Raw genomic sequence first — 21,533 nt, 5'->3', positions numbered from 1 at the left:
TGGGGTCAACGACCTTGGTGTGAAGTCTAGATGTTGACGGGGCTCAGTGCCCCATCCCCAGCCCGCCGTCGACGGGAATGACGGCGCCGGAGATGTAGGCGGCCTCATCCGAGGACACCCAACGTACGACCTTCGCGACCTCACTCGCCTCGGCGAATCGCTTCGCGGGGATCGTCGCGAGGTATTCCTTCTGCTGTTTCTCGGGAAGCTCATCGGTCATATCGGTGCGGATGAATCCGGGGGCCACGACGTTGGCGGTGATCCCGCGGGAGCCGAGCTCACGGGTGACCGAACGGGCAAGACCGACGAGTCCGGCCTTCGAGGCCGAGTAGTTGGCCTGTCCGGGGACTCCGTAGAGTCCGGAGACCGAAGAGATGAGCACGATGCGGCCCTTCTTCGCCCGGATCATGCCTGTGATGGCGCGCTTGACGGTGCGGAAGGTGCCGGTGAGGTTGGTGTCGACGACTGCCTCGAACTCCTCATCACTCATCCGCATGAGCAGATTGTCACGGGTGATTCCGGCGTTGGCCACCACCACCTCGACGGGACCCAGCTTCTCCTCGATCTGTGCGAAGGCCGTATCGAGGGACGCGGCATCGGTGATGTCTGCGGCCACGGCCAGAGCACCTTCGGGTGCGTCTCCATTGCGGGAGGTGACGGCCACCTTGTCGCCTTGGGCGAGGAATTCCTCGGCGATGGTGCGGCCGATTCCGCGGTTTCCTCCGGTCACGAGGACTATGCGTGGTTCTGACACGAATCTCTCCTGTTGGTGGACAATACAGATTGATCAAGGATTGAGATCAAACCTACCGTGCCTAACCTATCGTGTCCGGTTGCGCGTCGATACGACTCACACAAACGAAGAGTATGATTTTGTTCGAGTAATCGAGCGAAGAAGGTTATGTCCAAGCACCCGCAGCAGATCACCACGGCAGACACGGCCCTTGACGACGACATGAAGTCGCGGATCATCAAATATTCGATCACCATGGGAATTCGCACGTTGAGCTTCGTGGCGGCCTATGTCATGTTCCGAGCGGATCTGACCGTACTCATGTGGATCTGCGTCGCTGCGGCCGTGCTGCTGCCCTATCCCGCCGTGATCGTCGCCAATGCCGGCCGAGAACGCATCCGCAATGACGATTCGGCACTGCTTGACAACGCGCCCATGCCCGAGTTGCCGCCGGCTTCCGGCGACACCATCTCCGGTGAGACGATCGCTGGCGAACCTGATGACTCACCGCCAGCCGATGGCCCACCGCACGCAGACCCGACTCGAGGTGATGACATATGACGGAGAGGCTCCAGTGCTCGGCGAAGGCATGCCGAGCAGACGCGACCCGCGCAATTCTGTGGAACAATCCCAGCCTGCACATGCCCAAACGCCGAAAGACCTGGCTGGCCTGTGACGAACATCTCGACTATCTGCGTGAGTTCCTCACCTTGCGCAGCTTCTACTTAAGCGACGTTGCCATCGACGACATCCCGGAGGACGCCGGTTGATGTCACGCTATTCCTTCCTCTTCAGCCCACGGTGGCTGAAATACATTGCGATGACGATCATCGTCGTCATCGCCTGCGTGTTCCTGGCACTGTGGCAGAAGGACCGCCGCGAGCAGCGCGAGCAGGAGATCGACACGATCAACGCGAACTATTCGTCCACACCGGTCGACATCACCAGCATCCTGGACTCCACCTCGGCGAACCTCGACGAGGCCCATGAATGGCGCCAGGTGGCGCTGACCGGACACTACCGGACCGCCGATACCGTCTTCGCGCGCAACCGCACGGTCAATGACAAGGTGGGCTACTACGTCGTCGTTCCGTTCGAACTCACGTCCGGAGACACGATCGCGATCGTCAGAGGGTGGATCGCGGAACCCGATCAGGTCCCGCCGACGCCGACCGGGGCGCAGACCATCGACGCCCGTCTGCAACCGGCTCAGGACGGTTCCGAGGACGACAATCCGGACGGGCTGATCAAGGCCATCGATCCCGCCCGGATCCCCGGCATGGACTCGGCGTACAAGAACGTCTATGCCGAGGCCGTCCATACCGGGGACGGACTGCCCGATGAGACCGGGCTGACGCCCCTACCCGCACCCGACCTCAACCCGGGCAATCACCTGTCCTACATGCTCCAGTGGTTCAGCTTCGGCATTATGATCATCATCGCCGTCTCGATCTCGGCCAGACGAGAACGCAGGGCCGACGCCGAGGCGGCTGAGAAGTTCACCGGCGACGTCGAGTACGTCGTGGTGGACAAGGCGGCGCTGGGGGCAGGTGCGAAGATCTCCCGACCGGGCAGCCGCTATGGCCGCAATCGGTTGAGATCACCAAGCGTGCACGGTCGTGCCGAGGCCGACGAGGACGAGTTCATCGAGGATCGGTTCAGGTCCTCCTGAGCCTCAGGCCAGCGTGACGAGGTCCAGGTACGTTTCGTTCCACAGGTCTTCGTCGCCGTCCGGGAGCAGCAGCACACGGTCGGGGTCGAGCGCGGATACCGCTCCCTCATCGTGGGTGACGAGGATGATGGCGCCCTCATAGCGGCGGATGGCCGAGAGGATCTCTTCACGAGAGGCCGGATCGAGGTTGTTCGTCGGCTCGTCGAGGAGGAGAACGTTGGCACTGGAGACTACGAGCGTGGCCAGCGCCAGACGAGTCTTCTCACCACCGGAGAGCACCTTCGAAGGCTTGTGTACGTCATCGCCGGAGAACAGGAACGAACCGAGCACATTGCGCACCGCGGTGTCGTCGAGGTGCGGAGAATTGCGCTTCATGTTCTCCAACACGCTGCGGTCGAGGTCGAGTGTCTCGTGTTCCTGCGCGTAGTAGCCGAGCTTGAGGCCGAAGCCTGGGACGACCTCACCCGAATCCGGTTCGTCGAGACCGCCCAGCAGTCGCAGCAGTGTTGTCTTACCGGCGCCGTTGTAGCCGAGGATGACCACGCGTGAACCCTTGTCGATGGCCAGGTCGACGCCGGTGAAGACCTCTGTCGAGCCGAAGCTGCGCGATAGGCCCTCCGCCGTCAGCGGCACGCGTCCACAGTCGGCAGGGGCCGGGAACCGCAGGTTCGCGACCTTCTCGGAGCTGCGTTCGGCGTCGAGTCCCGACAGCAGTCGTTCGGCACGTTTGGCCATCTGTTGGGCGGCCACGGTCTTCGTCGCCTTCGCCATCATCTTGTTCGCCTGGGCGTGCAGGGCTGATGCCTTCTTCTCGGCATTGGCTCGCTCACGGCGGCGACGGCGCTCATCGTCTTCACGCTGCTTGAGGTAGAGGCGGTAGCCCATCGAATAGATGTCGATGGTCTGGCGGGTCGCGTCGAGGAAGAACACCTTGTTGACGACTTCGTCGATGAGGTCGAGGTCGTGACTGATGATGATGAGTCCGCCGGAGTAGCCTTTGAGGTAGTCGCGCAGCCACAATACGGATTCCGCGTCGAGGTGGTTCGTCGGCTCGTCAAGGATCATCGTGTCCGGGGCCGAGAACAGGATCCGCGCCAGTTCGACGCGGCGCCTCTGGCCGCCCGAGAGCGTACCGATCTCCTGGTTGATGAGATCTTCGTCGAGACCCAGGTTCGCTGCGATCGCGTAGGCCTCAGACTCTGCTGAGTAGCCGCCTGCAGCCATGAATTCGGCTTCGATGCGCGGGTAGCGGTCGATGGCTTTCGCCATGACATTCTCATCAGGCGAGGCCATCTGGTGTTCGGCCTTGCGCAGACGTTTGACGAGGACGTCGAGCTCGCGGGCAGAGAGGATGCGTTCCATGCCGGTGGCCTTCGGGTCGCCGCTGCGCGGGTCCTGAGGCAGGTATCCCACCGTCCCGGAGACGGAGACACTGCCTTTCGCGGCGCTGTGTCCTCCCATGATCACCTTCGTCAGGGTGGTCTTGCCCGCCCCGTTGCGTCCGACGAGGCCGACACGGTCGCCCCTGTCAACGCGGAAGGAGACCTCGGACATCAGCGTACGGGCGCCGACTATGACCTCGAGGTTGGATGCCTGAATCATTCATTCTCCAAACTGCGACCGATGATCTCGGCCAAGAATTCTTGCGGGTGGATTCCCTGAGTCTGTGCCCGGGAGACGAGTTCGTCTGCAATGTGTGTGGGTACTCGACAGGAGACGAGTGTGGTGGATGCAGCCGCCGGGGCCACCGCCGTCAGAGCTTCGGATGCGGAATCGACTGCCGAAGCCTCGACTGGGGAGTCAGCCATGATCGACTGCGACGTCCCCGCGGGGACGTATCCGGGTCCGGTCGGCACTCTTGTGTTCCTCTGATAGGCCGTGGCGGCTGCCCGTGCACGGTCGTCTGCCGCCTCGTTCATTGCGTGGTTGCTGTGGCCCTTGACCCATTCGAATTCGACGTCGCGGCCCTTCAGCGCGGAGTCGAGCTGTTCCAGGAGGTCCTTGTTGAGGACGTCCTTGCCGTCAGCCTTCTTCCACCCCTTGCGCTTCCATCCGGGCATCCACTTCGTCAGTGCGTTGATGACGTATTTGGAGTCGCAGAAGACCTTGAGATCCTCATCGGCCTGCGCTGTGGAGTTCAGCAGGTCGAGGACGGCCATGAGTTCACCGCGGTTGTTCGTCGATTCCTTCCATCCGCCGGCGTGCCAGCAGTCATCGTCGACGTACCAAGCCCAGCCTGCGGGTCCGGGGTTGCCAAGGGCTGACCCGTCTGCGGCCGCGATGATCGTCAATGGTTCTCCTAGGAAAGTCGGTCTTCATTCTGTCATGCCGAGCGTGTGCCCCTGCGTTCAGGGCAGGTGATCTCCGCAACCTCCACCCATGAACAGCGCCGAGGTGGGGGCACCGGAATCGGCGCTCCCACCTCGGCGAGGTGAGGGTGTGACGTCCTGTGGGGACCTCGACAGTATCGAAGACTCAGATGTTGAAGCCGAGGGCCCGCATCTGTTCGCGTCCATCGTCGGTGATCTTCTCGGGACCCCATGGCGGCATCCAGACCCAGTTGACCCGGTAGGCCGGCACGATTCCTTCGAGGGACTGAGCCGTCTGGTCTTCGATGACGTCGGTGAGCGGGCAGGCCGCGGAGGTCAGTGTCATTTCGATGACAGCGGTCCCATCGTCTTCGACGGAGAGACCGTAGACGAGTCCGAGGTCGACGATGTTGATACCGAGCTCCGGGTCGATGACGTCCATCATCGCTTCGCGCACCTCATCGATGCTTGCGTTCTGCGGTGCGTCTATCACTTCGGGCATTCCTACTCCTTCAGAGATGTTTGGGCTTGGTTGAGTGCGTCCTTGAACGCGACCCAGGACAGGAGGGCGCACTTGATCCTGGCTGGGAACTTCGACACTCCGCTGAACACCGCAGCGTCGCCGAGTATTTCCTCGTCGCCTTCCAGTGTCCCACGCGAGTGCATGAGTTCGTGGAATTTCGCTTCGATGACGAGCATGCCGTCAATGTCGTTCTCCGCTGCGAGCTCGGCCAGAACCGATGCCGAGGCCATCGAGATCGAACATCCGTCACCGGACCAGCGCACGGCGATGTCGCCGTCAACACTGATCTCGGTCTCGAGTTCGATCTCGTCCCCGCACGTGGGGTTGATCTGGTGCGAGGAACCGTGAGGTCCTGCTGCGGCGTCGCGTACCAGAGCCGAGTTGCCGATCCGCGACCGGGAGTGGTCGAGGATGACCTGCTGGTAGAGCTGTTGCATCTGCGTGCTCATGACACGATCCTCACTGAACTCCGAAAAAGGGGCGAACCTCGGCCAGAGCGGCCAGGAACCGCTGACAGTCCTCGGTGTTGTTGTACAGATAGGTGCTCGCCCGCGTCGTGGCGGTGACCCCGAAACGGCGGTGCAGCGGCTGAGCGCAATGGTGACCGACACGGACTGCGACCCCTTGGGAATCGAGGTACTGGCCCACGTCGTGGGCGTGGACGCCGTCAACATCGAAGGCCACGGTCCCGATCCGGTCTTCGGCGGAGCCAAGCACGCTGATCCCGGGGATCTTCGCGATGCCGTCGAGCAGAACTCGGGTGAGTTCTCGTTCATGGTCGAAGATCTTCCCCAGGCCCACCTCGGCGAGGTAGTTGACCGCTGTGGTGAATGCCGCCACCTCGGCCACGGGCTGTGTTCCCGCCTCGAACCGCTGCGGGGCGTCCATGAACTGCGAGCCCTCCATGGTCACCGTGGTGATCATGGACCCGCCGGTCAGGACCGGCGGCAGCGAGTTCAGCAGATCCGATTTGCCCCAGAGGACGCCGAGTCCGGTGGGTCCCAGCGCCTTGTGCGCGGAGAAGGCCGCGAAGTCGACATCGAGGTCGACGAAGTTCACGGGCATGTGCGGGACCGATTGGCAGGCGTCGAGGACGACCAGCGCGCCGACCTGCCGGGCCCGAGCGACGAGAGTGTCGACCGGGTTGATGGTGCCGAGCACGTTCGAGACGTGGGTGAAGGCGAACACCTTCGTTGTCTCGTCGACGATGGTGTTCAGGTCGCTGAGATCGAGTTCACCGGAGTCCGTGACGGGAAGCCATTTCAGCTTCGCACCGGTGGACTGCGCCAGCTGCTGCCAGGGCACGAGGTTCGCGTGATGTTCCATCTCGGTGACGACGATCGAATCGTCGGGCCCGAGCGCGAAGCGCTTAGCTGCCTCTCCCCCGAAGCCATGACTGGCTCGGTCGATGCCCAAGGCGGCCACGTTGAGTGCCTCGGTGGCGTTCTTCGTCCAGACCACCTGTTCGGGTGATCCGCCGACGAGTTTCGCCACTGCCTCACGGCCTGCCTCGAACGCGTCGGTGGCCATCACCGCGAGCGAGTGAGCTCCACGATGGACGGCGGCATTACGCTGCGAGTAGTACTCGGTGAACGTGTCAATGACGCACTGCGGCTTCTGGGAAGTCGCGCCCGAGTCGAGATAGCTCAGGGACGACTCCCCGATCCTGGTGTCCAGGATCGGGAAGTCGTTCCGCAGGCGGGAGAACATCAGGCCGGGGCCTGCAGGAAGCGGTCGTAGCCCTCGTTCTCAAGGCGATCGGCCAGCTCGGGTCCGCCCTCTTCAGCGACCTTGCCCTTGATGATCACGTGAACGTGGTCGGGCTTGATGTAGCTGAGGATGCGGGTGTAGTGAGTAATGAGGAGAACGCCGACATCGGTCGACTCGCGCACCCGGTTGATGCCCTCGGACACGATGCGCAGAGCATCGACGTCCAGACCCGAGTCGGTCTCGTCGAGTACGGAGAACTTGGGCTTGAGCATCTCCATCTGCAGGATCTCGTGGCGCTTCTTCTCACCGCCGGAGAATCCTTCATTGACGTTGCGGCTGGCGAACTCAGGATCCACGCGCAGGTTCTCCATCGCAGACTTGAGATCCTTGGTCCAGTGACGCAGCTTGGGTGCTTCGCCGTCGATCGCGGTCTTGGCCGAGCGCAGGAAGTTCGTCACTGTGACGCCGGGGACCTCGACGGGGTACTGCATGGCGAGGAACAGTCCGGCCTTGGCACGCTCGTCGACGGACATCGCGAGGACGTCCACGCCATCGAGGGTGACAGAGCCCGAGGTCACCTGGTACTTCGGGTGACCGGCCAAGGAGTAGGCCAGTGTCGACTTGCCGGACCCGTTGGGGCCCATGATGGCGTGGGTCTCGTTGGAGTTGATCTCCAGGTTGATGCCGTTGAGGATCGGCTTGGGACCGGTTTCGGTGTTGACGCTGACGTGCAGGTCAGTGATTTTCAGTGTGGACATGTCAATCCTTTTCAATTCAGTTGAACGTGGTGATCAGAGCGTGCAGGTGCGCCTGACGTGATCGTCAGTTGAGCACTGTGCTCGGGTCAATCAGGATGCGGCCGGCGATCTCCTTGCAGTCATAGACTGCGACGGGTTCGAAGGCCGGTGGGCTCAGCGGGCGACCGGTCGTGAGGTCGAACTGGGAACCGTGCAGCCAGCATTCGATGGCGCAGCCTTCCACCTCGCCTTCGGCCAGCGACACTTCGCCATGTGTGCAGACATCGTCGATGGCATGGATCGTGCCGTCGGAGTCGCGAGCAATGCAGATCTCGTAGTTGCCCACTTCGATTCGCATCGTCGCGCCCGCAGCCACCTCGTCGGCGGCCGCAACATCGATCATGGTCACAGAACGCTCCGGGAGAGTTCTTCCTCGATTCGTTCGTTGAGGACTTCCTCGATCTCGGGCACCTGGATCTTCTGGATCACTTCGTTGAAGAATCCGCGAACCACGAGCTGACGCGCGATATCCTCTGGGATGCCGCGGCTCATCAGGTAGAACAGGTGCTCCTCGTCGAAGCGTCCGGTCGAAGACGCGTGTCCGGCACCGGCGATGTCACCCGTTTCAATTTCGAGGTTCGGCACCGAGTCCGCGCGCGCGCCATCACTGAGGATGAGATTGCGGTTGAGTTCGTAGGTGTCGATGTCGAGCGCCTCGGGGCGGATGAGCACATCGCCGATCCAGACGCTGCGTGCGTCCTTGCCCTGGAGCGCGCCCTTGTAGTGCACGTTCGACGTCGCCTTGGGCGTGTTGTGGTCGATGTAGGTGCGGTGTTCGAAGTGCTGCCCGGCATCGGCGAAGTAGAGTCCGAGCAGTTCGGCCTCTCCCCCGGCTGCTGAGTAGCGCACATTCGTGTTCAGGCGCACGATGTCTCCACCGAGGCTGATGACGATGTGCTTGAACTTCGCATCCTTGCCCACGATCGCGTCGTGCTGGCCCATGTGCTGTGATTCGTCGTCCCAGAGTTGCAGGGACACGAAGGTCACGTTTGCACCATCACCGATGACGAGAGACACGAGCTCGGAGTGACGAGCAAGACCTGCGTGTTCGACGACGATGGTCGCCTTGGCGTTTGCTCCCACAGAGACGACGACATGTCCGTGGGAGACCTCGTTGCCGGTGCCGTCTGCGTGGATGATCACAGCGCCGTCGATCTCGGTTCCGGCGGGGACCGAGTAGTGGGTCACGGTGGCAGCGCGGTTGGCTGCCACGGCAGCGGCCCGATCCTCGGGTTCGAGGATGCCGAGTTCCTGAGCGGCCTCGAGCGAGATCTTTTCGACCGAGATGCCCTCGGGCAGGTCGCCGGTCGTGGTCAGCTTCGTCTCGGAGGCAGCGTCGGTGAAGAAATCACTGAGTTTGCGCACCGGCGAGAAACGCCATTCCTCTTCGCGTCCGTTCGGGACGGGAAAGTCGGAGACGTCGAAGCTGCGTGTGCGTGTGTCCCTCTTGGAATCGGGGACCTGGACGTCGGCGCCATGAGAGTGCTCATCGAGGCCCAACGGATTGGTGGTGTCAGTCACTTAAATAACTCCTTGTCGCGGTCGGTGGCAGGCCTGATCAGCCCACGCCACCTTCCATCTGGATCTCGATGAGGCGGTTGAGCTCGAGCGCGTATTCCATCGGCAGTTCGCGAGCGATCGGCTCGACGAATCCGCGCACGATCATCGCCATCGCCTCGGTCTCCTCCATGCCACGGCTCATGAGGTAGAAGAGCTGATCCTCACTCACCTTCGACACTGTGGCCTCGTGACCCAGCGTCACATCGTCCTCGCGGATGTCGATGTAGGGGTAGGTGTCGGAACGGGAGATGTTGTCGACCAGAAGTGCGTCACAGAGGACGTTGTTCGATGAACCCTTCGCCCCGGGGTTGACGTGGACGAGTCCGCGATAGCCCGAACGTCCGCCGCCACGGGCGACGGACTTCGCCACGATCGAGGAATGGGTGTTCGGAGCGGCGTGAACCATCTTCGCACCGGTGTCCTGGTGCTGCCCCTCACCGGCGAAGGCGACGGACAGGGTCTCGCCCCTGGCATGCTCGCCGGTCAGCCAAATGGCTGGGTACTTCATGGTGACCTTCGAGCCGATGTTTCCGTCGACCCATTCCATTGAAGCGCCCTCTTCGGCGATCGCACGCTTGGTGACGAGGTTGTAGACGTTGTTCGACCAGTTCTGGATGGTCGTGTAGCGGACCTTCGCATCCTTTTTGGCCACGATCTCGACGACTGCAGAGTGCAGCGAGTCGGTCTTGTAGACCGGTGCGGTGCAACCCTCGACGTAATGCACTGACGAGCCTTCGTCGGCGATGATCAGGGTGCGCTCGAACTGGCCCATGTTCTCAGTGTTGATCCGGAAGTAAGCCTGCAGAGGGATCTCGACGTGGACGCCCTTGGGGACGTAGACGAAGGAACCACCGGACCACACGGCGGTGTTCAGCGCCGAGAACTTGTTGTCACCGGCGGGGATGATCGAGCCGAAGTACTCTTCGAAGATCTCCGGGTACTCACGCAGACCGGTGTCGGTGTCCATGAAGATGACACCCTGCTTCTCAAGCTCTTCGTTGATCTGGTGGTAGACGACCTCGGACTCGTACTGAGCGGCGACGCCGGCGACAAGGCGCTGCTTCTCCGCTTCCGGGATGCCGAGCTTGTCATAGGTGTTGCGGATGTCTTCGGGCAGATCCTCCCAGGACGTGGCCTGGCCCTCGGTCGAACGGACGAAGTACTTGATGTCATCGAAGTGAATGCCCGTGAGATCGGCACCCCAGCTGGGCATCGGCTTCTTCTCGAAGAGCTTCAGCGCCTTGAGACGGCGCTTCAGCATCCACTCCGGCTCGTCCTTCAACTTCGAAATGTTGCGGACGACGTCTTCCGAGAGCCCGCGAGTGGCGAACTCTCCCGCGTCATTTCCGTCGTGCCAACCGTATGCGTACTGCCCGAGGTCTTTGAGCTCGGGGTTAGCATCGATGATCCGATTGCCTGTGTCAGTCATCGTGAACCTCCTTGAGGTCGATCATTGCTGTGGATGAGTGGTCTGGTGAGTTCCGAGGTCGGAATGTGGGTGGTGCAGACATGGTCGCCGTGGGCCAATGAGGACAGACGGCGAACATCGACGCCCAGGTAGTCCGAGAACATCGCAAGCTCTGCTTCGCAGACCTCGGGGAACTCGGTGGCGACTGCCTGGATGGGACAATGCCCTTGACACAGCTGCATCGCTTCGAGAGGGGTTCCGGCCGCCACCGGTGTCGCCGAGGCGGCATATCCCTCCTTGGTCAAAGCCGCAGCCAGGCCCCGGGAGCGGGAAGCCACTGTGGTGCCTCCCCGTCGATCCAGTTCCCCGCCGAGGCGGTCGCGGAGTTTCGCGACCAGGTCCTCGGTGAAGTCCTCAACGGCCTCAGGACCGACTCGGTCCTTCATGAACCGGAGGATATCGACTGCCAGCTGGTCGTAGGAGTGGGTGACCGACCCATGACCACGCGAGGTGACCACGTAGTGTCTGGCCGGTCTGCCGCGGCCTGCCTGCTTGCCGGCGAGCTCTCGGACCTCGATGAGGCCCTCACTCTCCAGTGCATCCATGTGACGACGAATCGCCGCAGGAGTCAGGTCAAGCCCCTTCGCCAACGCCGAGGCAGTGATCGGCCCTTCATCGAGCACAGATCGAAATACCTTCTCCCGGGTACGGCGATCCTCTGTGTCGTTCGCAGCCATTCTCCACCTCCTTGACTAACACAACACTATTGTTGCGTAATTTGTTTCGTAAAACTAGGTGAGCCTAACCACGGACCGATTCGACGCGTCGTAGAATGGTCTGGTGTCAGCATCGGCCCTCACCATTCGTGGTCTCCAGTACTCGTACGGCGCGCACCACGTCGTCGACGGGATCGACCTCGATGCCGCCACCGGATCCATCCTCGGTGTACTCGGTCCCAATGGCGCAGGCAAGTCGACGACGATCTCCCTCGCTGTGGGCACAAGAGCCCCCGATGCCGGTCGCGTGGAGATATTCGGCCATGATCCGTTCCGTGACCATGCACGGACATCGCTGCTCGCCGGCGTCATGCTGCAGGACGGGGGGCTGCCCATGAGCGCGAAACCGCTCCAGGTCCTGCGACACCTCGCGTCCCTCTATCCCAATCCGCTCAGCGTCGATGAACTCGCCGACCCTTTGGGTCTGCACGAGTTCTCCACACGCACGATCCGGCGCCTCTCCGGAGGGCAGAAGCAGCGTGTGGCCCTGGCTGCCGCACTCATCGGCCGACCGCGGCTGGTCTTCCTCGATGAGCCCTGCGCCGGGCTCGATCCTCAGGCCCGGGCCGTAGTCCACGATTTCATCCGGGAACTGGCAGCAGCCTCGGTGGCCGTTGTCCTGACAACCCATGACCTCGCCGAAGCGGAGGAACTCGCCGATGAGGTCGTCGTCATCGATCGCGGTCGCATCATCGCCCAGGGTGCGCCCGAGGACCTGCGCAGCGCCTCTCCCACCGGACGCCGCCTCGTCATCACGGTGGGCCGGCAGCTACAGCCAGCTCCTCGTGAACTCCTGGCCACCATGAACACGATCGCCCCCACCTCGGTCGCGGGGCCGGCCCTCGTCGTCGACGGGGACCTCGACAGCGCGCAGATCGCAGGCCTGTGCGCGGCAGTCGCCGATGCGGGGCTGGCGATCACGGACCTCGACATGCACTCACAGTCGCTGGCGGATGTGTTCTTCGAACTCACGGGCAGGCCGCTGCGATGAGCCGAGCCCACGCGAAAGATCCGGCTCCGGCAATGAGAACCAGACGTGTCATGGCGCAGGTGAGGTTCGAGACGATCTCCGTCCTCCGCAATGGTGAACAGCTGCTGCTCTCTCTCATCCTGCCGCTGGGATTGCTCATCTTCCTCGCAAAGGCTCCTCTGCTCAGCGGTCTCGGGATCGTTGCACCAGGCTCCGATCCGCTCACCGTGGCACTGCCCGGTGCGCTGAGCCTGTGTCTGGCATCGACGGCGTTCACCGGCCAGGCGATCGCCACGGCCTTCGACCGCCGCTATGGGGTCCTGCGTCAGCTGGCGACGACGCCGCTGGGCACGAATGGACTCATCCTGGGCAAGCTCGGCGCCGTCATCGTCGTCGTCATCATCCAATTCATCCTTGCTTTTGCCATCGCCCTGGGCCTGGGCTTCAACGGGCCTGTGAACACCCTCGCACTGGTCCTGACCACTCTGCTTGGCACCGCGGCACTGCTGTCTCTAGGCTTGCTCATGGCGGGTACAGTGCGCGCAGAAGCCACTCTGGCGGGAGCGAATCTGATCTGGGTGCTCATGGCCGGCGTGGGCGGACTCGTCATCGCACATCCGGGAGAATGGGGCACCGTCGTGGGCTATCTGCCCTCCGGCGCCTTGGGTGACGCAATGCGCGCGGCCGTCGGCGGTATGGGCTTCGATGTCAAAGCACTGATTGTGCTCCTCGTGTGGGGGCTGGTGGGAACGCTTGCAGCACGCAGGTGGTTCCGATTCGAATGAGGAGAGAAATGGTCACAACCAAGATCCGCATCGCTGCCTGGGCCATGCTCATCGCGCAGGGCGGAATCATCTTCAGCGGCGGCATCGTCCGCCTCACAGGATCCGGCCTCGGCTGCACCGACTGGCCCAAGTGCACCCCCGATTCACTTGTCACGACCCCGGAGATGGGCATCCACGGTGTCATCGAGTTCGGAAATCGGCTGCTGGCAGTGGGGCTGGCCCTCATCGGCGTGATCATCTTCCTCATGCTGTGGAAGAACCGGAAGAAGCGGCCGGATCTGTTCTGGCTCAACCTCGGTCTCCTCGCAATTGTGCCGGTCCAGGCCATCGTCGGTGGGATCACCGTCTGGACCAAGCTCAACCCCTGGGTCGTGGCCGGACACTTCGTCCCCTCGGCCATCGCCGTCGGCGTCGCCGCGTACTTCGTTCGCCGCACCTACGACACGGGTGTGCGCACGGGCCACAAGGCACCGTCTCCCCTGCCCGCACTCGGCTGGATCATCCTCGGCCTGACCGCGATCGTCGTACTCTTCGGCGTGCTCACTACCGGTGCGGGCCCGCACTCAGGTTCGACGATGTCGACGCGCAACGGCCTCGACAACGTCTGGATCACTCGCTCACATGCCTTCCCTGTCTGGCTGCTAGTCATCGCGACCATCACCTCCCTCGTCCTTGCCGTCAAGAAGCACACCGTCATGGTTCGACCGCTGATCGTGCTCCTCGCCGTCGAGCTTGCGCAGGGAATCATCGGCTACGTCCAGTACTTCACCGGGGTGCCCATCGTGCTCGTGGCATTCCACATGATCGGCCTCTCGGCGACGATCGCGGCAAGCGTTGCCGTCCTCGACAGCGCCTACCCGAGGAGCACCCAGGCCAACGCCGATCACGCCGTGCCCGCGGTTCACTGACCACGCCGAGGAGGCGATGGAGTTCTCCTGCTCCGTCGTCCCCATCTCGCACATCGTCTTCATCGACCGTCGAATACGGAGACCAGGCCCGGATCGACCATCACTGGTCGTCGCTCTCAGCTGTTGCGGAGTCCGAACAATGTGGTTGGCTCAAGGACAAGTACGGGATCAGTTGGCAGATTCTGCCAGCCAACCTCGGCGAGCTGATGACCGGTGAAGCTCAGGTCAAGGCCCTGATGGGGATGAAGAAGATCGTCATCGAGGAACTCGTCAACGCCAGCTGAGGTGCCGCGCCGGCTGAGGTGCCTGCCAGCATCCGCGAGGGAAACATGCCCATGCGCCGCATTGATGCTGGGCGCACACACTCTTGCCGCGCGAACGGGCACCGATGAGCCGTTCCTGCCTGCAGATTGGGCACTGCCGAAGCGCAGCTGAGGAGCGAGGCGCTGCGTCGTCGGCATGAGCGCATCCCGCCCTGCAACAGGAATAGTCACCGGGCTGAAGCGGATTGAACGGTCTCTGCTCCTGCCTCACATGCCCGAAATTGTGTAGCTGCGCTCAATACTGGCCGGCGCATCTCCCCATTCGCTCGCCTTGACGCGCGCTTGGTGGAGATCGAAGGCACGGGCGTCCTTGAAACATCACGGGCGTCCTTGAAACATTCGGAGACGTGCCCTGTCCAGGGATCATCACTTTGCTCAACAGCAAAGGAAACGCATCCCGGTTCGGCAAGCGTCAGGTCGATATGTCGAGGCAAGAGCTCCGTAGCGACTGCCCGCTCGTCATCTCCTCGGCATATCAACTGACCAGCCAGAATAATGTTGGCCACGAGGTCAGTCCTGTCGTGGACGAGGAGAACCCACCTGTAGCAGGGTTGAGACCTACCAGAAGCCGGGCAGAACGAATGGATCGATCGCAACTGCGAGGAACAGCAGTGACAAGTAGGTGATCGAGCCGTGGAAGACTTTCATCGCACGCAGAGAAGTTCCGCTCTTGCCCTTCTTCGCACGGGAGACGAGAGCATAGCAGGAGAACAGGAACCAGGCACCGGCGAGAACCGCGACACCCGTGTAGACGGGACCCATCGGGGCAAGCGGAATGAGTGCCAGTGAGCACGCCACCATCGCCCAGGTGTAGGCGATCATTTGGCGACCGACGTTCGTCGGCGGCACCTTCGAGGGCAACATCGGAACGTCTGCGGCATCGTAGTCAGCCTTGTATTTGATCGCCAGCGGCCAGTAGTGCGGCGGGGTCCAGAAGAAGACCACGAGGAAGAGCAGGAGTGCTTCCCAGGACAGCCCGCCGGTGACGGCAGACCAACCGATCAGCACAGGCATGCAGCCCGCGGCACCGCCCCAGACAATGTTCTGCGTGGTGCGGCGTTTGAGGATCAGGGTGTAGAAGACCGCGTAGAGCAGAATCGCGCAGGCGGTGAGGCCGGCGGTCACCCAGTTCGTGAAGCCACCGAGCCAGAAGATCGAACCCAGGCCCAAGGCGAAGGCGAAGATGAGTGCGGCCCGTGGTGTGATCTCACCGGTGACGAGCGGACGGTGCTTGGTGCGTTCCATCTTCGCGTCGATGTCGCGATCAACATAGCAGTTGAAGACCGAAGCGGAGGCTGCGGCAGCTGCGCCGCCGATGAGTGTGTTGATGACCAGCCAGATATTCGGCATGCCCTGTGCAGCCAGGAACATCACCGGAGCGGTGGTCACCAGCAGGAGTTCGATCACTCGAGGCTTGGTCAGTGCGATGTAGGCACCGATGATCGAGCGGGGGCGTTTTGAGAGTCGTTCCTCGTCGATTGCCCTCTGCAGAGGACGTTCACTCTGCGTGTCCTGGTTCTGACGAAGTTCACTCACGTCGTCGATTCTACCCTCTGTCGAATATTTTGCCAGTCGGTGGATGCTGTGTTTCGAAGCCGAATTCGGGAGCAGATCTCACTCATAGGGAACGGTCCCGGGAGACCACGCCCTGTCTCGGCGTTCGCGTTCTCACCCCCCTCGATCCCAGCATAGGCAATCTCACCCCTCGCGTTTACGACCCGTCGCGGTAGAGTTTGAGTGCACGCCTCTAAGACGAACGAAGGATCGCTCGAAGACATGAACTCCCTGTCCTGGACAGAACTCGACAACCGCGCAGTCGACACCGCCCGCCTCCTTGCCGCAGATGCAGTGCAGAAGGCTGGACACGGTCACCCCGGAACCGCGATGAGTCTTGCTCCCGTTGCACACTATCTCTACCAGTACGGGCTCAAGCATGATCCCGCCGATCCGACCTGGGCAGGCCGCGATCGCTTCGTTCTCTCCTGCGGGCACAGCTCGTTGACCCAGTACGTTCAGCTCTACCTCTCGGGCTTCGGTCTCGAGCTCGACGATCTGAAGGCGCTGCGCACCTGGGGTTCGCTGACTCCCGGCCACCCGGAGGTCGGTCACACTGCAGGCGTCGAGATCACCACAGGTCCGCTGGGATCCGGCCTCGCCTCGGCGGTGGGAATGGCCATGGCCTCTCGCCGCGAACGCGGCCTCTTCGACCCTGATGCTGCACCCGGTGACTCTCCCTTCGACCATTCCGTCGTGGTCCTGGCCTCCGACGGCGACCTCGAGGAGGGCGTGTCGGGTGAGGCTTCATCCCTGGCCGGAACCCAGGAACTGTCCAACCTGATCGTGATCTGGGACGACAACCGGATCTCCATCGAAGACGACACCGCGATCGCCTTCGGCGAGGACACCGCCGCTCGCTACGCCGCCTATGGCTGGCACGTGCAGCACGTGGACTTCAGGGCCGGCGACGAGTACAAGGAAGACGTGGATGCCTTCCACGCGGCCATGGAAGCGGCGAAGGCGGATTCCCGTCCTTCCTTCATCCGTCTCTCGACGATCATCGCCTGGCCCGCTCCGAACGCGCAGAACACCGGCGGATCTCATGGTTCCGCGCTCGGCGTCGACGAGATCAAGGCAACCAAGGAGATTCTCGGCTTCGATCCCGAAGAGACCTTCGCAGTTCCCGCCGAAGTTCTCAACCACACCCGTTCGGCATTGGACCGCGGCCGCAGTGCCCACATCGAGTGGGACGAGTCCTACACCGCCTGGCGCGAGGCGAACCCGGCCAACGCCGAACTCTTCGACCGTCTGGCCAAGCGCGAACTTCCGGCCGGACTCGACAACGAGTTCCCCGTCTTCGAAGCCAGCGCCAAGGGCATCGCGACTCGCGCCGCTTCCGGACAGGTCCTCAACGCCATCGCCGCAACGATGCCCGAGCTGTGGGGAGGATCCGCCGACCTCGCCGGATCGAACAACACACTGATCAAGGGCGACCCGAGCTTCCTGCCCGAGCATCGTTCGACCGGAGCGTTCTCCGGCAACGAATACGGACGCAACATCCACTTCGGCGTCCGCGAATTCTCCGCCGGACTCATCGGCAACGGCATCGCGCTGCACGGTGGCACTCGCCCCTACAGCGGCACCTTCCTCGTCTTCAGCGACTACCAGCGTCCGGCCATCCGGCTGGCCGCCCTGCAGCAGCTGCCGAACGTGTTCGTGTGGACGCACGATTCGATCGGCCTCGGCGAAGATGGACCCACGCACCAGCCGATCGAACACCTCTCTGCGCTGCGGGCGATTCCCGGTCTCGACCTGGTCCGCCCGGCCGACGCGAATGAGACCTCAGTCGTGTGGCGCAAGGTCCTCGATCGCACCGACGGCCCCAGCGGGCTCGTGCTCACCCGTCAGGCTGTCCCGGTCCTCGACCGTGAGAAATATGCTCCGGCTTCCGAGGCGGCACGGGGCGGCTACGTTCTCTTCGACACTGCGGATGAACCCGAGGTTGCCATCCTCGCCAGCGGTTCTGAGGTCGCCATCGCAATCGCCGCAGCCGAGGAGCTGCAGAGCGCAGGCACTGCCGCACGTGTCATCTCGATGCCCTGCCAGGAATGGTTCGACGCTCAGCCCGAGGACTACCGCAGAGCGGTCCTTCCTCGTGGCCTCAAGGCCCGTGTGAGCATCGAAGCCGCATCGGCGATGAGCTGGCACAAGTACCTCGGCGATGCCGGCCGTGCCGTGTCGATCGAGCACTTCGGTGCTTCGGCCGATTACGCCACACTGTATGAGAAGTTCGGAATCACCTCGGCGGCAGTCGTCACCGCTGCCGAGGAATCGATAGCAGCAGCGAAGGCGGACGCATGAGCAGAAATCTGGCACAGCTGAGCGAGTACGGAGTCTCCATCTGGCTCGACGACCTGTCACGGACCCGCCTCGAATCCGGCGATCTGGCGCGGCTCATCAAGGACTCGAACGTCACCGGAGTGACAACGAACCCGACGATCTTCGCGAATGCCATCGCCGGGTCGGACAGCTATGACTCCGCCGTTGCCGAACTCGGCGCGGACGAGGTCTCCGCCGATGAGGCGATCGAATCCCTGACCACCGCGGACGTCGCAGCGGCGGCCAGACTCTTCCGCCCCGTCTATGACGCCACCAACGGCGATGACGGGCGTGTGTCGATCGAGGTCGCTCCCCCGCTGGCACACGATGCCGAGGGCACCGTCGCGGCGGCGAAGGCACTGTGGGAGCGAGTCGGCGAACCCAATGCGATGATCAAGATCCCCGCGACCGAAGCCGGACTGCGTGCGATCTCAGAGACCATCGCAGCAGGCATCAGCGTCAACGTCACCTTGGTGTTCTCACTCACCCGTTACCGCCATGTCGTCGAAGCCTTCCTCCAAGGTCTGGAGAAGGCTCGTGCTGCCGGACATGATCTCAGTCAGATCAAGTCGGTGGCTTCGATCTTCGTCTCTCGCGTGGATGCGGAGATCGACGCACGGCTGGACGGCCTCGATGGCCCGGCGGGAGCAGACCTCAAGGGTCAGGCAGGAATCGCGAACTGTGTGCTGGCCCATGAGATCCACTCGCAGCTGTTCACTTCCGAGCGCTTCCGAGTCCTCGAACTCGCCGGCGCCACACCGCAGCGACTGCTGTGGGCATCGACCGGAGTCAAGAACCCCGACTATCCCGACACGATGTACGTGTCGGGACTCGTTGCCCAGAACACCGTGAACACGATGCCCGAACCCACGATGCAGGCCTTCGCCGACCATGGTGAGGTGACTGCCGAGATCTCGCCGGAGAACTACCGGGCCGCCGACGAGGTCTTCGACCGACTGGCACGGCTTGGAATCGACTATGCGGAGGTGATGACTGTGCTCGAGACTCAAGGACTCGAGAAGTTCGACGTCAGCTGGGCAGAGCTCCAGGACACGATTCGCACTGCTTTGGACCGCTCATGAGACTGCAGCACAGCGTTCCGGTCCCTGCTGACTATGAGGCCGAGGTGGGGCGTCTGCTGGCGGCCCGTGTTCCCTCACGCCTGGCGGCCAAGGATGCGTCGTTGTTCACCGACGATGAGCAGCCTGCGCCGCGCATGGGCTGGGTGGATCTGCCGCAGCGGTCTGCCCAGCTCGTCGATGAGATCGAATCTCTGCACTCCCGACTGGAGGCACAGGGGCTGCGCTCGATCAGCCTGACAGGAATGGGCGGTTCGTCCTTGGCCCCGGAGGTCATGGCCGAGGGGGCAGGCGTCAGTCTCGAGGTCGTGGATTCCACAGACCCCAATCAGGTCGCCGAGGCGATCGGGACCGACCTGTCTCACACCGTTCTCATCGTCGCGTCCAAGTCGGGAACGACGATCGAGACCGATGCGATCCGCCGCGCATTCTCCGCAGCCTTCGAATCGGTGGGCATCGACCCTGCCTCTCGACTGATCGCCATCACCGATCCGGGGACCGAGCTTGACGCCTTGGCCACCGAGCAGGGATTCCTGGCCACTTTCCACACCGATGAGACCGTCGGCGGGCGCTACAGTGCACTGTCAGCCTTCGGCCTCGTCCCCGCCGGTCTTGCCGGTGTCGACGTCCGCGCGATCGCGGCATCGGCAGCAGATACCGTTGGAGGCCTGGGAACCGATGCTCCTGACAATCCCGCACTGAAGTTCGGGACCTGGCTGGGCATCGGTCATGCCAGGGCAACAGAGAAGCTCGTCCTCGCTGAGACCACACCCGGCCTGTCGGGCTTAAGCAAATGGGTCGAACAGCTCGTCGCTGAGTCCTTGGGCAAGGACGGCCAGGGTATCCTGCCCGTCGTTGTCAACGGTCCCACCGACGTCGGCTTCTGCGACGCCCGGGCCGACGCAATGCTGTGCACTCTGGGACCCGTCACCGACGTCGAGGCGCCTTCCGGCTTCGACTCCGCACTCGACGGCGACCTGGGTGAACTGTTCGTGTTCTGGGAGTTCGCCACTGCGATCGCCGCCTACAGCATCGGGGTCGACCCCTTCGACCAACCGGATGTGGAGTCTGCCAAGGATCAGGCCCGGCAGGCCCTCTCACATGGCTCGTCAGCGGCACCGGCACAGCCGGCGTTTCGCGAGGAGCAGGTCGAAGTCTTCGGCGAGTTCGAGGAGGCCACTGATCTCATCGGCGCCATCGGAGAGCTCTTCGCACAGGTCGACGAGTACGGATTCGTCGGTGTGCAGGCGTTCCTCGACCGCATCGCCGATGCCGAGGCCCAAGACCTCCGAGCATTGGTCTCACAGCATTCGGGTGTGCAGACCACCTTCGGATTCGGACCGCGCTATCTGCATTCGACAGGTCAGTACCACAAGGGCGGGCACCCCAACGGGGTGTTCCTGCAGATCACAGCCGAGCCCCGGACGGACCTGCTGGTTCCCGGGCGTGGCTATGGCTTCACTGAACTGCAGCGTGCGCAGGCACTCGGAGATGCCGCAGCGCTGCGAGAGAAGGGCCGTCCCGTGCTCAGAGTTCACCTGCTCGACCGTGCACAGGGCCTCGACCAGCTGCGGCGCGCGATCGCAGACGTAGAGCCCCGGCACCACTATGGTGTTGATTGATCTGCGGCCGGAACTGACCTCCGGTTGAACGAAGATCCTCTGGGCATGACGAAGGACCCTGACCGATCGGTCAGGGTCCTTCGTCATGGTATTTGGATCGCGTAGCTGGTCTTCATGGTGCCGAAGCCCGTCCTCACGCCAAGCCCTCGGCGGGCATGTCTGCGAGGTCACGCCGTATCCCAGCCCTCACACTCAGGCAATGCCTTCGCTGCCTGAAGTTGAATGAACTCAGGCGTTGAAGCGGGTGATGAGACCCAACAGGATGATGCACGCGCCCCAGACGATCGCCATCAGAGTCGTGAACCGGTTGAGGTTGCGTTCGGCAACGCCCGAGGATCCCAGCGATGAGGTCATGCCGCCACCGAACATGTCTGACATGCCGCCGCCCTTGCCCTTGTGCATGAGGATGAGGAGAGTCAGGAAGATGCTCGTGATGACGAGCAACGCGATGAGTATGATGTTGAGGATTTCCACGTCGAGAA

At 62.8% G+C, this 21,533-nt stretch carries 22 protein-coding genes and 1 pseudogene; 10 read left to right on the top strand and 13 right to left on the bottom strand.

The features are described from left to right. Nucleotides 1-43 precede the first annotated feature (43 nt). Entirely contained in the window at nt 44-754 is a 711-nt protein-coding gene (locus tag BANT918_RS01420; RefSeq protein ID WP_101618634.1) for a beta-ketoacyl-ACP reductase, read from the bottom strand. Nucleotides 755-901: 147 nt separating this feature from the next. Between BANT918_RS01420 and BANT918_RS01415 the strand changes: the two genes are divergently transcribed. The 3 genes from BANT918_RS01415 to BANT918_RS01405 are packed head-to-tail and all read left to right on the top strand — an operon-like array spanning nt 902 to nt 2,405. Continuing rightward, nucleotides 902-1,294, top strand: a complete 393-nt coding sequence (locus BANT918_RS01415) for a DUF3099 domain-containing protein (protein ID WP_101618633.1) — start codon at nt 902-904, stop codon at nt 1,292-1,294. Further along, nucleotides 1,291-1,503, top strand: a complete 213-nt coding sequence (locus tag BANT918_RS01410; protein ID WP_101618632.1) for a hypothetical protein — start codon at nt 1,291-1,293, stop codon at nt 1,501-1,503. Before BANT918_RS01415 ends, BANT918_RS01410 begins: the two co-directional genes overlap by 4 nt. Then, a complete protein-coding gene (locus BANT918_RS01405) occupies nt 1,503-2,405 on the top strand; it encodes an SURF1 family protein (RefSeq protein WP_101618631.1) in 903 nt (300 codons plus the stop codon). The genes BANT918_RS01410 and BANT918_RS01405 overlap by 1 nt, the downstream gene beginning before the upstream one ends. Nucleotides 2,406-2,408: 3 nt before the next feature. Here BANT918_RS01405 and BANT918_RS01400 read toward each other — a convergent pair whose 3' ends face one another. From BANT918_RS01400 to BANT918_RS01355, 10 genes are all read right to left on the bottom strand, one after another. Further along, on the bottom strand, nt 2,409-4,007 hold the full coding sequence (locus tag BANT918_RS01400) for an ABC-F family ATP-binding cassette domain-containing protein (protein WP_101618630.1): 1,599 nt from the start codon (nt 4,005-4,007) through the stop codon (nt 2,409-2,411). Continuing rightward, a complete protein-coding gene (locus BANT918_RS01395) occupies nt 4,004-4,696 on the bottom strand; it encodes a ribonuclease H family protein (RefSeq protein ID WP_101618629.1) in 693 nt (230 codons plus the stop codon). The genes BANT918_RS01400 and BANT918_RS01395 overlap by 4 nt, the downstream gene beginning before the upstream one ends. Nucleotides 4,697-4,880: 184 nt before the next feature. After that, a complete protein-coding gene (locus BANT918_RS01390; protein WP_101618628.1) occupies nt 4,881-5,216 on the bottom strand; it encodes a metal-sulfur cluster assembly factor in 336 nt (111 codons plus the stop codon). Between the two features lie 2 nt (nt 5,217-5,218). Then, nucleotides 5,219-5,686 carry a Fe-S cluster assembly sulfur transfer protein SufU gene (gene sufU / locus BANT918_RS01385; protein ID WP_101618627.1) on the bottom strand — a complete coding sequence of 156 codons (468 nt, stop codon included), beginning with the start codon at nt 5,684-5,686 and terminating at the stop codon, nt 5,219-5,221. A 10-nt stretch (nt 5,687-5,696) separates the two neighbouring features. Further along, on the bottom strand, nt 5,697-6,947 hold the full coding sequence (locus BANT918_RS01380) for a SufS family cysteine desulfurase (RefSeq protein WP_101618626.1): 1,251 nt from the start codon (nt 6,945-6,947) through the stop codon (nt 5,697-5,699). Then, on the bottom strand, nt 6,947-7,705 hold the full coding sequence (gene sufC, locus BANT918_RS01375) for a Fe-S cluster assembly ATPase SufC (protein WP_101618625.1): 759 nt from the start codon (nt 7,703-7,705) through the stop codon (nt 6,947-6,949). Before sufC ends, BANT918_RS01380 begins: the two co-directional genes overlap by 1 nt. Before the next feature lie 64 nt (nt 7,706-7,769). Further along, nucleotides 7,770-8,093: a non-heme iron oxygenase ferredoxin subunit gene (locus BANT918_RS01370; RefSeq protein WP_101618624.1), complete on the bottom strand. Its 324-nt coding sequence runs from the start codon at nt 8,091-8,093 to the stop codon at nt 7,770-7,772. Next, the gene (gene sufD / locus BANT918_RS01365) at nt 8,090-9,265 is read right to left on the bottom strand and encodes a Fe-S cluster assembly protein SufD (RefSeq protein WP_101618623.1); all 1,176 of its coding nucleotides are present in this window, start codon (nt 9,263-9,265) and stop codon (nt 8,090-8,092) included. The genes BANT918_RS01370 and sufD overlap by 4 nt, the downstream gene beginning before the upstream one ends. Nucleotides 9,266-9,302: 37 nt before the next feature. Continuing rightward, nucleotides 9,303-10,733 carry a Fe-S cluster assembly protein SufB gene (gene sufB, locus BANT918_RS01360; RefSeq protein ID WP_101618622.1) on the bottom strand — a complete coding sequence of 477 codons (1,431 nt, stop codon included), beginning with the start codon at nt 10,731-10,733 and terminating at the stop codon, nt 9,303-9,305. Then, nucleotides 10,730-11,449: a helix-turn-helix transcriptional regulator gene (locus BANT918_RS01355; RefSeq protein ID WP_101618621.1), complete on the bottom strand. Its 720-nt coding sequence runs from the start codon at nt 11,447-11,449 to the stop codon at nt 10,730-10,732. Before BANT918_RS01355 ends, sufB begins: the two co-directional genes overlap by 4 nt. Nucleotides 11,450-11,552: 103 nt before the next feature. On the opposite strand from BANT918_RS01355, the gene BANT918_RS01350 reads away from it, so the two are divergent. From BANT918_RS01350 to BANT918_RS17600, 4 genes and pseudogenes are all read left to right on the top strand, one after another. Next, a complete protein-coding gene (locus BANT918_RS01350) occupies nt 11,553-12,479 on the top strand; it encodes an ABC transporter ATP-binding protein (protein WP_101618620.1) in 927 nt (308 codons plus the stop codon). Nucleotides 12,480-12,511: 32 nt separating this feature from the next. Next, complete coding sequence (locus BANT918_RS01345) at nt 12,512-13,243, top strand: ABC transporter permease (protein WP_101618619.1); 732 nt, start codon at nt 12,512-12,514, stop codon at nt 13,241-13,243. Between the two features lie 8 nt (nt 13,244-13,251). Beyond that, nucleotides 13,252-14,151: a COX15/CtaA family protein gene (locus tag BANT918_RS01340; protein WP_101618618.1), complete on the top strand. Its 900-nt coding sequence runs from the start codon at nt 13,252-13,254 to the stop codon at nt 14,149-14,151. After that, nucleotides 14,037-14,273, top strand: a pseudogene (locus BANT918_RS17600) (hypothetical protein); the annotation flags it as partial. The gene BANT918_RS01340 and the pseudogene BANT918_RS17600, both read left to right, overlap by 115 nt. Before the next feature lie 759 nt (nt 14,274-15,032). Here the strand turns inward: BANT918_RS17600 and BANT918_RS01325 are convergent. Then, on the bottom strand, nt 15,033-16,010 hold the full coding sequence (locus BANT918_RS01325; protein ID WP_101618617.1) for a heme o synthase: 978 nt from the start codon (nt 16,008-16,010) through the stop codon (nt 15,033-15,035). A 240-nt stretch (nt 16,011-16,250) separates the two neighbouring features. Here BANT918_RS01325 and tkt point away from each other — a divergent pair, with 240 nt between their 5' ends. From tkt to BANT918_RS01310, 3 genes are read left to right on the top strand one after another with little or no spacing between them, the layout of a single operon-like run. After that, nucleotides 16,251-18,332 carry a transketolase gene (tkt, locus tag BANT918_RS01320; RefSeq protein WP_101618829.1) on the top strand — a complete coding sequence of 694 codons (2,082 nt, stop codon included), beginning with the start codon at nt 16,251-16,253 and terminating at the stop codon, nt 18,330-18,332. Further along, nucleotides 18,329-19,432: a transaldolase gene (tal, locus tag BANT918_RS01315; protein WP_101618616.1), complete on the top strand. Its 1,104-nt coding sequence runs from the start codon at nt 18,329-18,331 to the stop codon at nt 19,430-19,432. Before tkt ends, tal begins: the two co-directional genes overlap by 4 nt. Continuing rightward, nucleotides 19,429-21,051 carry a glucose-6-phosphate isomerase gene (locus tag BANT918_RS01310; protein ID WP_101618615.1) on the top strand — a complete coding sequence of 541 codons (1,623 nt, stop codon included), beginning with the start codon at nt 19,429-19,431 and terminating at the stop codon, nt 21,049-21,051. Before tal ends, BANT918_RS01310 begins: the two co-directional genes overlap by 4 nt. 228 nt (nt 21,052-21,279) lie before the next feature. On the opposite strand, the gene secG is transcribed toward BANT918_RS01310, so the two are convergent. Then, entirely contained in the window at nt 21,280-21,525 is a 246-nt protein-coding gene (secG, locus tag BANT918_RS01305) for a preprotein translocase subunit SecG (protein ID WP_101618614.1), read from the bottom strand. Between the last annotated feature and the right edge of the window lie 8 nt (nt 21,526-21,533).

It is taken from the genome of Brevibacterium antiquum CNRZ 918, from assembly GCF_900169145.1.
GTDB lineage: Bacteria > Actinomycetota > Actinomycetes > Actinomycetales > Brevibacteriaceae > Brevibacterium > Brevibacterium koreense.
Note: the sequence above shows the minus strand (reverse complement) of the source record. Positions and strands in the feature narration are given on the sequence as shown.

Coding starts and splice junctions, on each gene's coding strand:
- BANT918_RS01415 (WP_101618633.1), top strand. CDS start 902: ATGTCCAAGCACCCGCAGCAGATCACCACGGCAGACACGGCCCTTGAC.
- BANT918_RS01410 (WP_101618632.1), top strand. CDS start 1,291: ATGACGGAGAGGCTCCAGTGCTCGGCGAAGGCATGCCGAGCAGACGCG.
- BANT918_RS01405 (WP_101618631.1), top strand. CDS start 1,503: ATGTCACGCTATTCCTTCCTCTTCAGCCCACGGTGGCTGAAATACATT.
- BANT918_RS01400 (WP_101618630.1), bottom strand. CDS start 4,007: ATGATTCAGGCATCCAACCTCGAGGTCATAGTCGGCGCCCGTACGCTG.
- BANT918_RS01390 (WP_101618628.1), bottom strand. CDS start 5,216: ATGCCCGAAGTGATAGACGCACCGCAGAACGCAAGCATCGATGAGGTG.
- sufU (WP_101618627.1), bottom strand. CDS start 5,686: ATGAGCACGCAGATGCAACAGCTCTACCAGCAGGTCATCCTCGACCAC.
- BANT918_RS01380 (WP_101618626.1), bottom strand. CDS start 6,947: ATGTTCTCCCGCCTGCGGAACGACTTCCCGATCCTGGACACCAGGATC.
- sufC (WP_101618625.1), bottom strand. CDS start 7,705: ATGTCCACACTGAAAATCACTGACCTGCACGTCAGCGTCAACACCGAA.
- sufB (WP_101618622.1), bottom strand. CDS start 10,733: ATGACTGACACAGGCAATCGGATCATCGATGCTAACCCCGAGCTCAAA.
- BANT918_RS01355 (WP_101618621.1), bottom strand. CDS start 11,449: ATGGCTGCGAACGACACAGAGGATCGCCGTACCCGGGAGAAGGTATTT.
- BANT918_RS01345 (WP_101618619.1), top strand. CDS start 12,512: ATGAGAACCAGACGTGTCATGGCGCAGGTGAGGTTCGAGACGATCTCC.
- BANT918_RS01340 (WP_101618618.1), top strand. CDS start 13,252: ATGGTCACAACCAAGATCCGCATCGCTGCCTGGGCCATGCTCATCGCG.
- tkt (WP_101618829.1), top strand. CDS start 16,251: ATGAACTCCCTGTCCTGGACAGAACTCGACAACCGCGCAGTCGACACC.
- tal (WP_101618616.1), top strand. CDS start 18,329: ATGAGCAGAAATCTGGCACAGCTGAGCGAGTACGGAGTCTCCATCTGG.
- BANT918_RS01310 (WP_101618615.1), top strand. CDS start 19,429: ATGAGACTGCAGCACAGCGTTCCGGTCCCTGCTGACTATGAGGCCGAG.